The sequence below is a fragment of the Actinoallomurus soli genome (assembly GCF_024055715.1).
GTDB lineage: Bacteria > Actinomycetota > Actinomycetes > Streptosporangiales > Streptosporangiaceae > Actinoallomurus > Actinoallomurus soli.
On the sequence record NZ_JAMXMV010000003.1, the window covers coordinates 172,583 to 188,242 of the forward strand.

The window sequence follows — 15,660 nt, forward strand, 5'->3', positions numbered from 1 at the left end:
CAACGAAACCCTAGACGCCGCCTCCCCCGGGCCCGGACGCCACGGCGCCCTCGCCGGTCGCCTCGCCCTGCCAGGACCCGGGTCGCGCGTCGGCGTCGGGCCGGATCGCCTGCCTGCGGGGAACGTCCCGGTCGGGAACGGCGACGCCCCGGCCCAGCAGCTCGGCGCGCACGTGGTCGCCGAAGGTCCCCTCCCCGTCCCACTCGTTGAACAGCCGGCGCAGGTCCACGCCGTGCTCGTCCGCCCGCTCGGAGTACCACCGGTCCAGCGTGGCGAACGCCTCGGCGAAGCCGCCGTCGGTCCACTCGTCCTCGGAGTGCAGCATCCCGTCCTTGGTCGCCAGGTAGCGGTGTGCCTCCTGGCCGGGCACCTCCACCTCCACCCGTACGTCCGTCTGGTTGAGCATGGCCTTCATCAGCGCCTGCCGGAGCGGGGCCGACGGCCGCCGCGGATCGGCGGTGACCAGGTCCCAGTGCCGGTCCGCGCCGCCGGCCGCTCCGCCGGGCGCGCCGTCGGATGGCATCGGCCAGGCGGGCGCCTCCGGCCGGGGGGCCTCCTGCCGGTCCCGTGCGGCCTGGTACTCGTAGTCCGGCAGCGTCAGGTTCACGGTGCCGTGGGCCGTTCCGCTGATCTCCTTCTTGCCGTGGGTCACGGTGATCTCGGCGATGTAGTGCGCGCGCGCCTCGGTCCCCTCGCCCTTGACCATGGCCGTGGTCTCGATCCTGAGCCCGCTGCTCGTTCCGACGCTCTCGGACGCCTGCGCGCCGGTGGCGACCGACTCGCTTCCCCCGAGCGGGCCCACGGGCACGTTTCCGGAGAACCCCCGGGTGACGGGGAAGAGCCGCCCCTTGGAGATGGAGTATCCGGACATGTGCTGGTCTCGCCACACCTTGCCGTACTCCACGTCCGTCAACCCGCCCACGTCGATGGACGGATCGACGAGCGTGAACCTGATCCGCGCGGTCGCCTCCTGGCCCCCGTAGTGCACGGTGAGCGAGCGTCCTGCGCCGGTCAGCTGCTCGAAGTTGGCCTCGCGCCAGGTCGCGCGCCACTGGTGCGCCAGCTGGAACTCGATCTCCGGGCGTGCCCCCGCGGGGAGCAGCTCGCTGAACGCGTCGAGCATGAAGGCGTGCGGCCCCTCGCCGTCGATCTCGTGCGCGTAGACCTTGGCGCCCTCGAGGATGAACGGCCGGTGGTCGGCCGGCCCGCCCGGAACGGAGGAGTGGTCGGGGGCGGACGGTCGATCGGGAACGGACGACCGGTCCGGGGTGGACGGCTGAGCGGCGGACGGCTGAGCGGCGGGTCGCTCCTCGACGGGGAAGGCCTGCTCCGTGGGCACCCACCGGACGACCGTTCCCTCCAGGGTGGCGGTGGCGCGGGTGAGGGCCTTGGGCGCCTTGTCCTCGTCGACGAGCCGGCCGGACTGCAGCGGCGCCCGCTCGACCTCGAGGTCGACCCTGAGGGACTGCCGGAACTTGGTCAGGCCGAACTTGGCGACCCGGTTGACCTTGGTCTGCTGCTCGCCGCTCGACTGGGTGACGGACGTGCTGCGGCCCGTGGACGCGCTGCCCGTCGTGTCCGTGTCCGAGCCCGACACGCCGCCGCCGAGGGACTTGCCGTCGGTCTCGGAGGTGCCGGTCTCCAGGTAGTCGTACTTCTGCCCGATGTGCCCCTGATCCGGGCGTACGGCGAGCACCTCGTGGTCCTGGCCCGTCACCGCCTTCATCCGCAGGTGGAGCAGCTGCACGCCGTGCGAGGTGTTGATCTGGACGGGGACGCGCTCGACGTGGCCCAGGAAGTCGATCGCGTCCCGGAAATGGCCGTACGGGCGCTTGCCGGCGAAGGTCCGGTAGAGCGCGTGCTTCAGCGCGTGGTCGGTGTTCAGCGCGTCCGGGGCCACCTCCTCCACGAGGCGCCTCATCGCGTCGTAGAGCTTGACCTCTTCCCCGCTCGGGGTCTTGAGGTGCATCTCCTCGACCATGGCCGAGTGTTCCCAGGGGTCGGGGATCGTGATCCGCCGGGGCTCGTTCACCAGGTCGACGGCCCGGGTGATCTGCTCGCGCAGCAGGTGCTCGGCGGGGGCCTTGGTCAGGCTGGGGCCAAGGCCCGTCGCCGACTCGAGCTTCGCCTTCAGCACGTCGGGGGTGTGGTGCTCGGCCAGCGGCACGTGGGCTCCGGCCTCGGCCGCGTCCGCCAGGTCCTTGGTGTAGCGCTGGAGGAGCGGGCCGGCCAGGTCCCGGTCGAGGTGCATGGTGCCGTTGAGGACCCGTTCGACGGCGTCGGCCGTCAGCGCCGGCGGGTGCTCCAGCGTGCCCGCGGCGTACAGCTCCAGGCTGTTGACCTCGCCGATCGACAGGAGCATCGGGCGATCCGGCAGGGGCACCGTGACGGGCTTGTGGTTCCCGCGCTGGACGACGGCCTCGAGGTCGGCGCTGGCGCGATGGACGTACTTGTTGTCGAGGCCGATCTTCAGGTCCTCGTGGGCGCCGATCTGGAGAGTCGACGTGGACGTCGAGGTGTTCCTCCCCTTGGACCCGTCGACCTCTCCGCCGGCCGTCGAGCCGCCCGCCTGGTGCTCGGTGCCGTTGAACGACCCGCTGGTGCTGTGGCTGTGCGACTCCGACCGGGAGCTGCCCGCGCTGGAGAGGTTCATCCGGATGACGCCGTCGACGTCCGGGGCGACGACGATCTCCCCCACCGAGGTCACGTCCCGCATCCTGAGCGTGACCGAGATCGCTTCCGGCACCGGCCCGTGCGGGTCCACGATCAGCTCGACCGTGTACGGCGCCCCGGCGAACCACTCCGGATGCGAGCGCACGTTGTCGGGATGCAGCAGGGCGGAGAGCTGGTTGTAGCCGGTGGTGCCGGGCTCGAGACCGGCCGCCGCGGCGACGTCCTTCACCGCGCCGCGCAGGTCGAGCGCCTGCACCTGGACCTTCTCGCGCACCGCCGGCGGGAGCGGGCGTTCGGCGTCCGCACCGGTCGCGGCCGGATCGGCGGCGGGCCGGTCCTGCGTGTCGCGCGGCAGCAGGTCCGTGGAGATGACCACCTCCGCGCTGCCGTCCTGGGTGATGATGTTCTTCCCGTCGAGGTCGACCCCGCTCTTGTCCGGGATATGCCATCGCGTCTGCCGGCCCGTGGGCTCGTGCAGCTCCACCGCGTTGCCGGTGTTGCCCTCGGACGCGCCGATGCTGTGGCCGTTGTTCCGGGAGTGGTTCACGCCGGCCTTCGGGGCGAAGCCGGCGTGCCCCTGGCCGGGGTCGTGTCCCAGGGACGCTCCGCCGCCGTACTCCCACGCCGACGAGGCGGCGCGCGACCGGCCGGCCGTGTCCGACCCGATGCCCAGGTAGGCCTCGCCCCGGTCGTTGGTCGTCTCGATGACCCTGGCGTTGGCGAAGTCCTGGTCCTTCCAGAGGGTCAGCGTGCGCGTCTCCGGCGCGTGCCCGCTCCGGACGTGCGTGAGCGGGATGTCCAGCGCCCTCTGGCCGGCGGCGTTGTAGTGCGTCGCCACGAACCGCGGGTCCAGGGCGTCCCGTACCTGTTCCAGGGTGAGGGCCTGGCCGATCTGCTCGACCATGTCGCCGTCCGGGTCCCAGATCTGCCGGCCCTCGGCGTCGAGCTCCGGCAGGAAGCCGTCCTTCTGCAGCTCCTTGATGATCGCGTCGTGGACGCGTGCGTCGCCTTCGGCGTCGGGGCCCATCCGGACGTTCTCCACCAGTGCGTCCCCGGCTCCGCGCACCTGGCCCCTGCCCGTTCCCAGGTGGGCGGGGAGCTCGGCCTTGTAGCCCTGCGGCACTCCGGGGTCGCCGTCGTCGCGCGACGCCACCGAGCCGTCGGGTCTCCTCATCACCTCGCCCGAGGCGTCGTGCTCGACCGCCGCCGCGTCGACCGGTGCCCCGTGCCGGAGGAGTTCGTTCTCGGGAGCCTGGACGACCTCCTCACCGGTGTGCGTGAACCGCAGCGTCCTGTTCTCGCCGATCACCGTGACCCGGGCCTCGTACACCACCTCCTTGAAGTGCATCACCACCTCATGGCCGGTGGCGCGGTTCACGATCACGAAGTAGGCGTTGCCGCCCATGTTGATCCCGTCCGAGCGCGCGCGGTTGTAGCCGCCGGACACCTTGGGCCCCACGCCGAGGCCGTAGTCCTTCGGCCCCGGTACGGCGTCGAAGGAGTCGATCCCCGGGATCTTGAGGCCGAGCGAGCCCGAGACGTCGATCGAACGGTTGAAGGACTCCGATCCGTTCACGCCGACCACGCCGATGCGCAGGCGCTCCTGCCACACGTCCTTGCTGGCCTTGGTCAGCGGCACGGCGCTGTCCAGCACCATCTTCTTGGTCAGCTGGACCTCCAGCTTCGGCCGGCCGTTCTCGAAGATGATGTCCGGCACCCCGGACTCCCGGTTGGCGGCCTTGTACGAGTGGCCGGGGAGCTTCTGGGTGATGGCCGTCTGGAGATCTCTCTGGGCGCTCTCGCTGAGCGGGTGCCCCTCGGCCCGCAGCCCGTCCACGGTCGTCTTGAGCAGCTCCTCCGGCCCGTGCGACCAGAGGGTCACGTGCTCGGGGAACGGCGTCCGGCCCCGCTCCTCCGGCGGCAGCTGGAACGTGTGCTCCGGGGGCGGCAGGGTCTGGGAGTGCGGGAGGTACAGGTGGAGTTCGGCCGCGTCGTCGCCGACGCCCTGGGTGACGCGCTCGACCGACGTGCCGGGGGCCGTGCCGGTGTCGCGCGACTCCACGTGGACGACGACCTGCTTGGCGGCGAACCGCCGCTTCGGCCCGCGATCGTCGGCGACGTCGCCGTACCGCGCGTCGACGAGGACACTGCCCTTCTCGGACAGGTTCCTGCCGACGGTCACCCCGACACTGGGCGCGACGTGCTCCAGGACCCCCTTGACCGCCGAGTGATCGGGCATGACCTTCGCCAGACCCGACCCGTCGAGGCCGAACGGGGTGCTGAGGCTTCGTGCGAGGGCCGCCCCGGCGGTGACGCCGGTCTGGGGAAGCGAACCGCTGACGTTCTGGGAGGCGTCCACGGGATCGTCGAGGACCTCGACGAGATCACGGGCCTCCCACTTCACCCAGAGCCTGTGCCCGCGAACGCGTAGTTCGGCGCCCTGCGGGGACAGCACGTGGCGGAGTTTCGCCCCCAGCTGGTCCTCCACCTCGGAGGGGGTCACCCGGTCGGTGCTCCCCTGGTGCGCCAGCATCTCGTTCCAGCGCTCCGTGGTCGCGTGCAGCAGCGGGAAGCGGCCGGTGATGGCGCCGTTGGACAGGACGTGTTCCGAGGGCAGCGCCGCGTCATGCGCCTCCTGGTAGGCGGTGAAGCGCTCCTGCGCGTCGTGGGCCAGCGCGACGACGTCGTCGTGCGACACCCCCGTCGCGGACGCCGGAGGATGCTCCCCCGTCTCGAGGCGCTCCAGGGAGCGCTGCAGCGCCTCGTACCGGTCGTGCGCCTCGGCGGCCCTGTCCAGCGCCTTGTCGTACGCCGCGGCCATCTCCCGGTGGTACTCCTGCAGCGTCCGCGCCTTCTCGCTCGCCGCGGCGGCCTTGCGGCTGCGTTCGAGCGCACCGCTGTCGCGCTCGCCCGCCTCCTTCATGGCCTCCCGGAAGGAGGCGTCGGCCCCCTCACCGGCCTCCTGCGCCTTCGCGCGGTGGAAGTCCACCCGTTCCAGCAGCGCCTCGAAGTCCCGGTGCAGGGCGGCGGTGATCTCGTGGGTCCTCGCCCTGACCTCGGAGACCGGCGTGACCGTCGCGACGCTCCCGCCGTCTCCCCCCGGCGCCAGGGTGGCAGGGTCGCCGGCGGCGCGCGCGGGCGCTCCGGCCTCCGCCGTACGGGCCTCCGCCGGGAGAACGCCGTCCCGCCCGCTGACCCAGGGCGGCTGCGGGGGCGTCCGCCCCCGGTCCCGCATCTCCGCCGCGAGGTCGTCGATCTCCCGGGTCAACCGCTCCCGTACGACCGGGTCCGTGGCCTCCAGCCACTCGCGCGCCAGGTACCGGTGGCGGGTGAAGTACTCGGCCGTACGGTCGGGGCCGCTGAACGCGGACCGTACGTCGTCCATGAACCGGCGGATCACGCCCTGGCCGGACCGGACGTCCCGTGCCGCCAGGGACTGCAGCCGGTCGTGCACCGCGTGCTGCCAGATCTGCGGCAGCTTTCGCCCCTCCTCCGCGACGACGTGCGGAGGCAGGCCGGCCGCCACGGCGGCCTCCTTCGACATCATCGTCGGGGGCACGGCGAACCCGTGCTCGCCGAAGTCCGCGAGCTGCGAGAGCGGATCCCGCGTCACCGCGTGCGGCAGCTCCCGGACCTCGACGGTGAACCGCTGGTCGCCCCAGTGCTCGGTCTCGACGACGACCGTCCTGCCGTCGTCGGCCACGCGCCACCCGCGCACCTCCGGGCCGAAGTCCGACGGCAGCAGGTCGTCCAGCGCCCGGTGCACCTCCTGCACGCTGAGTTCCTGCATGTGGGCGGGACGGTCGGGGAGGGCGGGCCCGGCGGGGTGCGTCGCGCCGGACGGCCGTGACCCGTCCGGGACCGTTCCATCCGGCCGGGGGCCGCGCGAGGCCGGGGCGCCGTTCGCCGACGCGCCGCTCTTCGACGGGTCGGCGCTCTTCGACGGGTCGGCGCTCTTCGACGGGTCGGCGCTCTTCGACGGGTCGGTGCCGAGCGCCTCGACCTGCCGGGTGATCGACCGTGCCGTCGGCTCGTGCGCCGACGGCCGCAGCAGGGTGTCCGGCTCCACCGAGCGGCCCAGGACCGACGCGGCGCGCGCGGAGTCTCCCGACAGCACCTCCCGGCGCACGGCGGCGACGTCGTCGGCGAACTCCGGGTGGAGGTCGGCCATGCGCTGGAGGGCCTCCAAGGCGCCGTCCACCCGCGGCCGGCCACCGAGCCGGGCGACCTCGCCGCCCAGCCAGGCCGTGGCCTCGGCGCGCAGCCGCCCCGGGCCGACGCCGTCGGCGGCCCGTCCGGTCAGCCGCTCCTCGGCGTTGGAGAGCACCTTTGCCGGGACGTCGACGGCGCGCCCATCCGGTCCGGTCACCCGCAGCCCGCCGTCCTGCAGCGGCAGACCGTCCGGAGCGGCGATCCGGCGTCCGTCGGTCACCGCGTCGCGTGCCAGGTCGGCGGGCGTGTCGGCGGGCGTTCCCCCGCGCGGGGGCAGGGCCGGGTCTCCGCCGTTCTCCACCCCGGCGGGCGCGGCGGTGGTCTTCGGCGGAACGGCTCCGCCGGAGCCCTCGGGCCCGGCCGGTGTCGCCGGTGCCGGGAGCGGTGCCTCTCCGGCCGGAACCGGGGTGACGGTGGTGCCGTTGGTCGCGGGCGGGGCACCCTGGCCCTGGTCCCCGGTCGCCACCGGCGCCCCGTGGTGCTGTCCTCCGGTCGTCGCGGGAGGGGCGCTCTGGCTCTGTCCTCCGGTCGTCGCGGGAGGCGCACCGTGATCTCGCCCACCGGTCGTCGCCGGAGGCGTCCCCGGGGACTGTCCTCCGGTCGTCGCGGGAGGCGCGCCCTGGCTCTGCCCGCCCGTCGTCGCCGGAGGCGCGCCCTGGCTCTGCCCGCCCGTCGTCGCGGGAGGCGCGCTCGGGTTCTGCCCACCCGTCGTCGCCGGAGGCGTGCCCTGGGACTGCCCGCCCGTCGTCGCCGGAGGCGCGCCCTGCTGTTCTCCGCCGGTCGTCGCGGGAGGCGTGCCCTGGGGCCGGCCCGCGGGGGCGGGGAGAGCGCCGGGCGCCCCACCGCCCTCTGTTCCACCGGTCGGCGCGGGGGGAGCGGCCGGGACGATCTGTCCTCCGGGGCCCTCCGTCCCCGGTGGTACGGCCTGCGCCGGGAGCGACGGGGGCTCGGGGTTCAGGATCCCCACGACGCTCGTGCCGGGGGCCGTGGGCGGGGTGCCGTGGTTCGGGCCCGCGACAGTGGCCGGCCCGTCGGAACCCGGCAGCGCCGGAAGGTCCGGCCGGGGCGTCTGGACCGGATGCGAACCGGTGCCGGCCAGCTCGATGCCGGACCCGGGTGCGGCCGGATGGGCGCCACCGGCCTGCGCTTCGCCCGTGCCGCCCGTGTGGCCGGTGGCCGGGCCGGGGTCCCCGGACACCGGCACTCCGTCGCGCGCGATGACCTGGCCCGGGATGTCGTAACCGACCCCGCTGTCGGAGGTGAAGTTGTAGTCGTCGCGGGGATTGGGTATGCCGTCCCGGGAGAACGGCGGAGTCACCCGCCCGTCGTTGCTGTAGGAGGCCCGCGGACCGCCCCCCTCCTCGAAGGGCAGACCGTTCGGCGGAGGAGGCGGCCCACCATTCCCGCCGGAGCCGGGCGGAACCCCATCCGCACCGGAGCCGGATCCTGACCAAGGGCCATCCCCGCCGGGAGGCGGAGGCCCGTCATCGCGGGGCCCGCGCTTCATGATGTCGCTGAAGGCGCCGATGCCGGCCATCCCGAAGCCGAACGTCGCCGCTTCCTTGAGGTTCACGTGCCCGTCGTCGAACGCCGCCTGCGCCGCGACGTTCCCCGCCGTGGCGGCGGTGCCCGAGAACAGGAATCGGCTGCCCCAGCCCTTCAGGCCGGGAGCCTCCATCGCGTTCGACAACGCCGTGGTGATGTTGTTGCCCCGCAGCCCGACCCAGCCGCCGGCGGCGCCCATCACCCCACCGGCGACGGCGCCCGTGCCGATCGCCTTGAACAGCTCGCCGGTGTCGAAGTGGTCCTGCGCGCCCGTCTCCATGAAGGACGTCTGCCGGACGACGTCCATTCCGCCGCCGTACCAGACACCGGCCACGACGGCGTCGACCACCGCGCGCACCAGACCCTGCAGGGCGATGCCGGCGGCCTTGGTGGTGGCCAGCGCGCCGGCGATCGAACCACCGAGCGTCGGCCCGGACCACGCCTTCGCGATGATCCAGGTCACGATCAGGAAGACGATCATGCGGTCGAACTGCAGCCGCGCGCCCTTCTTCTGCCGGATCAGCAGATCGACCGACCTGCCGAGACCGCGCAGGTCCGAGACCAGCCCCTGCAGCCCGCCCTTGCCGTTCTCTCCCTTCAGCAGGTCCGTCTTCAGGCTGAACAGTTCCTTCGCCACGCCTTCGTTCGGCGACTTCACCGCCTGCACGTGACGCGAGACCTCAGAGGCCACCTTCTCGGCCTCCGCGGCCGCGTGGAGGAACGCCTCGCGCAGCTGTGCCAGCGCGGCCATGTTCCCATCGGGGTACTGGACGCCCAGCCCCAGCGATTCGAGGAGGTAGAAAATCTCCTTGCCCCCCGTGGGGGGCGGGTCCGACTCCGGGAGCGCATCGCTCGCCGGAGGCAACGTGTAGTGCTCGATCGCCGGGACGGGGACCTGCTCACCCCTCGGGCGTTCGGCCTGCTGGTACGTCGCACCGGAAGCGATCATGCGCCGGCCCGCCGAACGCAGTTGGTTCACCATTCCGGCGATCTCGTCGAGCGTTCCTTGCCGGGATTCGCGGAAACCCGGCCTGCCCGATCCCCCGTTGAAGAAGGCCAGCCCGATGTCGTCCTGGCCGTAGCACTCGCCGGCCGCACTCACCCGGTAGACCAGCGAATCCGCCGCGTTCGCCAGCGAGTCGGCGACCGAGAGAATCGCACGGCCCGCCGAGACCCACGTCTGGGAGTAGGCGACCAACCTGTCGGCGACCACGGCTCACCCCTCGCCGTGTACGAACAGGACGAGCCGGTGCCGACGGTTCACCGCCGGCGATTCTCGTGATGCTCGAACGTCTTCCTTCATGTCGGTCCCCCATCGGCTACTACGCGGCAACGCGGGTATCAGCGGCGGGCGCGAATGAAACGGCCCGACACGCGCCGCGGCTCGGATTCGGATGCGGCGCGCTCCGCACCGATGGCCGGTAAGGGAAGGGCGGCGGTGGGCGTACGCGAATGCCCGGGCACCACGCGGTGCGGGGAATGGAGGCCGCCGATGAGGTTCGCGGGCAGGCGGTGCCGTGCGGTCACCGGGTCGCCCGTCCGTCCGGGCGGTGATGTCTGTAGCCAGACAACCGTTACCTCACAGGACGCCGACACTGCGCGCAGATGAATAGCGTGTTAACACAAGTTTCCAGCGAGTAAACCACCGGTCATTTGACATGGCAATACCTAACGTTCTCTTTATCGATCCAGGAAACGGGCACCGGACGCCGCCCGACGACGCCGCCCGGTGCCCGTTTCCTGATCGCGTCCCTGGTCAGCCGCCGCGGAGCAGGTCGCGCGCCGACGCCGCCGCCAGACGCAGCGCCTCGTCCAGGTTCCGGACCCGCCGGCCGCCCGCGTTGGCGACGGTGCCCTTGCCGCCCGCGCCGCCGCCGATCGCGGTGGCCGCGGCCGCCAGGACCGTACGCGCCGGCTCGCCGAGGTCCGGGCCGACCGCCGCCACCATCAGCGCCCGGCCGCCGATCTCCGCGCCGAGCACGACGACGCCGCCCCGGCGCCGCAGCACCTCCGCCGCCAGCGGACGCAGCTCGTCCGCCCCGACGCCGTCGACCCGCTGGACGACCAGCCAGCCCTGGCCGACGCGCTTGGCGTGCCCGGCCAGGCGTACGGCCTCCGCGGTCAGCTCCTCCCGCCGGTGCCGCTCCAGCACCCGGCGCGCCTCCGCCAGCTCGGCCAGCCGCCGCCGCAGGCGTTCCGGCGCCTCGTCCGGGCGGGCCCGCAGCAGGTCGGCGAGCTCGGTGAGCAGCGCCCGCTCGCCGTCCTGGTGCCGCAGCGCGTCCGCGCCGGTCAGCGCCTCGATCCGGCGGACGCCCGAGCCGATCGAGGACTCCCCGAGCAGATGGATCGGGCCCGCCTGTGAGCCGTGGCCGACGTGGGTGCCGCCGCACAGCTCACGGGAGAAGTCGCCGATGTCGACGACGCGCACCCGCTCGCCGTACGTCTCGCCGAACAGCGCCATCGCCCCGGCCGCCTCCGCCCGCGCCCGGTCCGCGTGCCACACACGAACCTCCGGGTCGGCGAGCAGGTGCTCGTTGACCAGCGCCTGGACCGCGCGCAGCCGCTCGGGCGAGAGCGGTTCGAAGTGCGCGAAGTCGAACCGCAGCCGTCCCGCGTCGACCAGCGACCCGCGCTGCGCGGCGTGCGCGCCCAGGGTCCGGCGCAGCATCGCGTGCAGCACGTGCGTCGCGGTGTGGGACCGCGCGACCGCCGCCCGCCGCTCGGCGTCCACGACCGCCTCCGCCTCCTCCGGGAGGACCTCACCGGACTCGACCCGCGCGACGTGGACGTGACCGGGCCGCGTGTCCGTGACCGTGAGGACCGCCCCGGACGCCGTACGGATGACGCCCCGGTCGCCGACCTGGCCGCCCGCCTCGGCGTAGAACGGCGTCCGGTCGAGGAGCACCTCGACCTCGTCCCCCTCGGCCGCCGCCGGAACCTCCGCGCCGTCGCGCAGGATCGCGCGCAGCCGTACCTCCGCGTGCGTCGCGTCGTAGCCCACGAACGCGGTCGTGCCGGTTCCCGGCCGCGGTTCCCGGCCCGGTTCCGTACGGCCGGACCGGCTGCGCCGCCGTCGCTCCTCCAGGAGCGAGGAGAAGGCGTTCTCGTCGACGGTGAGACCCGCCGCCCGCGCCGCGTCGACCGTGAGGTCGAACGGGAAGCCGTACGTATCGTGCAGGTCGAACGCGACCTTCGGCGACAGCCGCCGCTCCCGGATCGCGGAGTCGAGGATCCGCGACCCCTGGCGCAGCGTCCGCGCGAACCCCTCCTCCTCGGCGGTCACGACCTTCTCGATCAGCGGGCGCGCCGTCTCCAGCTCCGGCCAGGTCGCGCCGTGCAGGTCCACCACCGCGCCGGTGAGGACGGGCAGCACCACGTCGTCGACGCCGAGGAGGCGCGCGTGCCGGATCGCCCGGCGCAGGAGCCGCCGCAGCACGTACCCGCGCCCGTCGCCCGACGGCAGGACGCCGTCCGCGATGAGGAACGCCGCCGTCCGCGCGTGATCCGCGACGATCTTCAGTGCGGTCTCGTCGCCGCCGCCCGCCAGCTCCCGTACGCTCTCCAGCACCGGGAGCATCAGGTCGGTGTGGAAGATGTCGGGCACGTCCTGGAGCACGATCGCGAGGCGATCCACGCCGAGACCCGTGTCGATGCTCTTGGCCGGAAGCTCCCCCACGATGCGGAAGTCCTCGTCGCGGACGTCCTGCATGAAGACGAGGTTCCACAGCTCCAGGTAGCGCTCGCCGCCGGTCGCGGGACCGCCGCCGGGGCCGTACGCCGGGCCGCGGTCGTAGTGGATCTCCGAGCTCGGCCCGCACGGTCCGGCCATGCCCATCGACCAGTAGTTGTCCACCTTGCCGAGGCGCTGAATCCGCTCGCCGGGCACGCCGAGCCGGCGCCACAGGCGCTCGGCCTCGTCGTCCTCCTCGTACACCGTGACCCAGAGCCGGTCACGCGGCAGGCCGAACCCCTCGGTGATCAGCTCCCACGCCCACGCGGTCGTCTCCTCCTTGAAGTAGTCGCCGAAGGAGAAGTTGCCGAGCATCTCGAAGAACGTCACGTGCCGGGCGGTACGGCCGACGTTGTCCAGGTCGCCGGTGCGCGCGCATTTCTGCAGCGTGGTCGCGCGGCGGAAGTCCGGGATGACCTGGCCGAGGTAGTACGGCTTGAACTGGTTCATCCCCGCGTTGGTGAGCAGGAGCTCGGGGTCGGGCGAGACCAGGGGACTGGAGGGCACACGGCGATGCCCGCGCGCGGTGAAGAAGTCGAGGAAGACGGAACGAATCTGCGTGGAACGCATGGACGAGCCTCACGAGGTCGGCGGAACGGTGGCACGCACACGCCGAGCCGGGCCGGGCCGGGACTACCCGTCCCCCGGCTCGGCGCGACTAGCTCGCCGCCCCACCTCGTGAAGCTCCATGGCCCGGGACCGTACCCGCGCGGTTCCCGGCCGCACAATCGAATTTCCGCCCGAGAGCGCGATCCCGGCAGGGCGGGGCCGCCGGGAAGGCCGCCGCGCCCTGGAACGTTTACCCAGGTGAGGGACCGTCTCGCGTCGCCAGGAACACGCTACGTACAGTAGTACTACGAGTTGTAGTACTACGCGAGATAGGATGCATCCCGTGAAGGGTCTTGGAGAGCTGGAACGCACGGTCATGGAGGTCCTGTGGGACCGGGAGAACGGCGCGACCGCCCGTGAGGTGGGCCGCGCCCTCGCGGACGATCGCGACCTCGCGCACACCACGGTCATGACCGTTCTGGACAGGCTGGCCAAAAAAGGTTTTCTGGTTCGCGAGAGGGAAGGCCGCGCCTGGCGCTACCGTCCGGTAGCGACGAAAGAGGCGTACGTCGCCGAGATCATGCTGGGGGCGCTCAATATGACGGGCGACCGCGACGCCGCGCTGGCACACTTCGCGCGCTCCGTCTCCGGTGACGAGGCCGACCTGCTGCGCCGCGTACTCGACGAGGTTGAAGGGACATAACCCGGGATGACCGGCACGGCCCTGCTCGCCCTGGTGGCAGCCGGCAGCGCGTTCGGCGCGCACCGGCTGACGCGCGCCCGTTGGACGTGGCGGACGCCTCGTACCGCGATCCTTCTCTGGCAGGCCCTCGGCCTGGCCTGGGGCCTCGCCTCCATCGGCACGCTGCTCGGGTTCGGCGTGGCGCCGTATGGTCAGGGCGTCATCGGCGGCGTCATCCGCTTCTTCGCCGACCCGCACGCCCTGTCGTCGATCCGCGTCGCCTCGGTCGCCGCCGGCCTCACCTTCATGCTGATGCTGATCGTCATGCTGCTGGTCGCGATCGCCGGCGTCGTCCGCGCCCGGCGGCGGCACCGCGCCCTGCTCGCGCTGGTGGCGCACGGCGACCCGGAGATCCCCGGCACGCTCGTCCTCGACCACCCGGCGGCCGCCGCGTACTGCGTCCCCGGCGTCCGTTCGCCCAAGGTCGTGGTCAGCGCCGGCACGCTGGAGCTCCTCGGCCCGCCCGAGCTGGCGGCCGTGCTCGACCACGAACGCGCCCACGTCCGCGAACGCCACGACCTGGTGCTGCTGCCCTTCACCTCGCTGCGCCGGGTCTTCCCGCAGGCCGGCATCATCAGCCGCACCCTCGACGCGGTCGAGCTGCTCGTCGAGATGGCCGCCGACGACCGCGCCCGCCGCCACCGCCCCGCCAAGGAGCTGGCCACCGCGCTGCTGCGCTTCGCCGCCGCCCGACCGGCCCCGACGCCGGCCGGCACCCTCGGCGTCGCCGGGGTGGCCGCCGAGGAGAGCAGCCCGATCCTGGTCCGCGTCCGGCGGCTGCTGTCCCCCGCGCCGCTGCCGCGCCCGCTCCGCGGCGCGATGCTCGCCGCCGCCACCCTGGTCGCCGTCCTCCCCCTGGTCCTGTACGCCATCCCCGCCTGACGCCGGCCATTCCGCGATCCGGCGCAGTTCATCAGGACCGCGCCGCCGATCCGGCCGGGGCAGCGCGGCCCGCTCGGTCCCGCCCGGTCGGGGAGCGGAACCGGTGCCGTTCACAGGGCTCGTTACGGGGCGTTGAACCACTGCGGGGTGTCGAGGCGGAACACGTCGGGTGGCGTGACCTTGCGCAGGTCCTCCACCATGGCCCGCAGCCGATCCTCGCCGATCACACCGGCCCACTGGTCGCGCAGGTGCTCGAAGATTCGCTCCGACCGCTCGAGCGCGTCGTAGGCGTGCGGGGTCAGCGTGTACGTCTTACGGCGCGCATCGCTGGGATCGTGCCCGGGCCGCAGGTAGCCGAGACCCTCCAGCATGTCGATGGTCTTGCCCGCCGCCTGCTTGGAGACGCCCAGCGCCCGGCCCAGGTCGGCGGCCGTGGTCCCGTACGGGCCGCCGGCTCGCATGATGGCCTGGAAGACGAACCCGTGCATGGGCCGCATCTGCGGATGGCCCTGTCTGGCGAGCTCCTCGTGCAGCTCGTCGATGAGCACCCGAAACGCCAGCAGCAGCCGCAGCGGCAGTTCGAAGCCCTGGAGATCGCTTGACAAGATGGACAACCTCATTAACCATATAGACAACGCTCTTGTCTATTCTAGGGAAGTGAACCGTGGCGCTCGTCCGTCATACCGAAAGCCGCCGATCTGAGACCCCGAACGCCGTCATGACCACCCTCGCCTCACCGACCCTGGGCGGTACGCGATCCTCCATCTGGCGCACCGAGGTCAAGCCCGACGTGAAGGGCCCCGTCCACATCTTCGACGTCGAACAGATCTGGACCTTCCTTGAAGGGGAGGCGACCATCGAGCTCGATGGCGAAACCTCCACTGCGGGCCCCGGTGACACGGCCGTCCTGCCCGCCCACACCACCCGCCGGCTCACCGCCGGCCCCCAGGGCTACACCGCCATCGTCACGGCCCCCGCCGACGCCCGCGCCTGGACCCCCGGCGACACCGGCAACAAGATCACACCCCCTGGATCGCCTGACCGACAGCCCCGGAGATCACGGCCGGTGAAACATCGAGTTCGCGGGGCGGTTCTCCTCAGCGCCGAGGACTTCCCGTCGCGCACGGATCCGCCTCGGCGTCCGTGACGGCCAGCGCCGCCTCCAGCCGATCGAGTACGGCCAGGCACTCGTCCCAGCCTGGGCCGGCAGCCAGATCACGTCGGCGGTCACATCGCCGGCCGCCGGCGAGCCATCGGCAACGCGAAGGTCCTGCAACACCGCGCCCTTCGCCTGTCGGCGAAACGCGGCACGGGTGATCCGGCTGCG

General features: G+C 72.8%; 6 protein-coding genes. 3 read left to right on the top strand and 3 right to left on the bottom strand.

The window, feature by feature from the left end; genetic code table 11:
- Positions 1–10: 10 nt before the first annotated feature.
- Together NDW01_RS10035 and alaS are read right to left on the bottom strand one after the other, a co-directional pair.
- The gene (locus tag NDW01_RS10035; RefSeq protein ID WP_252819863.1) at positions 11–9,643 is read right to left on the bottom strand and encodes a hypothetical protein; all 9,633 of its coding nucleotides are present in this window, start codon (positions 9,641–9,643) and stop codon (positions 11–13) included.
- A 543-nt stretch (positions 9,644–10,186) separates the two neighbouring features.
- The gene (gene alaS / locus NDW01_RS10040; protein WP_252819124.1) at positions 10,187–12,730 is read right to left on the bottom strand and encodes an alanine--tRNA ligase; all 2,544 of its coding nucleotides are present in this window, start codon (positions 12,728–12,730) and stop codon (positions 10,187–10,189) included.
- Between the two features lie 322 nt (positions 12,731–13,052).
- On the opposite strand from alaS, the gene NDW01_RS10045 reads away from it, so the two are divergent.
- Positions 13,053–13,412, top strand: a complete 360-nt coding sequence (locus NDW01_RS10045; protein WP_308211672.1) for a BlaI/MecI/CopY family transcriptional regulator — start codon at positions 13,053–13,055, stop codon at positions 13,410–13,412.
- Positions 13,413–13,418: 6 nt separating this feature from the next.
- On the top strand, positions 13,419–14,333 hold the full coding sequence (locus NDW01_RS10050; RefSeq protein WP_252819131.1) for a M56 family metallopeptidase: 915 nt from the start codon (positions 13,419–13,421) through the stop codon (positions 14,331–14,333).
- Positions 14,334–14,455: 122 nt separating this feature from the next.
- Here the strand turns inward: NDW01_RS10050 and NDW01_RS10055 are convergent, their stop codons facing one another.
- Entirely contained in the window at positions 14,456–14,947 is a 492-nt protein-coding gene (locus tag NDW01_RS10055; protein ID WP_252819134.1) for a MarR family winged helix-turn-helix transcriptional regulator, read from the bottom strand.
- Between the two features lie 104 nt (positions 14,948–15,051).
- On the opposite strand from NDW01_RS10055, the gene NDW01_RS10060 reads away from it, so the two are divergent.
- On the top strand, positions 15,052–15,480 hold the full coding sequence (locus NDW01_RS10060) for a cupin domain-containing protein (RefSeq protein WP_252819136.1): 429 nt from the start codon (positions 15,052–15,054) through the stop codon (positions 15,478–15,480).
- Positions 15,481–15,660: the final 180 nt, after the last annotated feature.

Excerpts from the sequence above, each read along its gene's own strand:
- NDW01_RS10060 (WP_252819136.1), top strand. The coding sequence starts at position 15,052 with ATGACCACCCTCGCCTCACCGACCCTGGGCGGTACGCGATCCTCCATC.
- alaS (WP_252819124.1), bottom strand. The coding sequence starts at position 12,730 with ATGCGTTCCACGCAGATTCGTTCCGTCTTCCTCGACTTCTTCACCGCG.
- NDW01_RS10050 (WP_252819131.1), top strand. The coding sequence starts at position 13,419 with ATGACCGGCACGGCCCTGCTCGCCCTGGTGGCAGCCGGCAGCGCGTTC.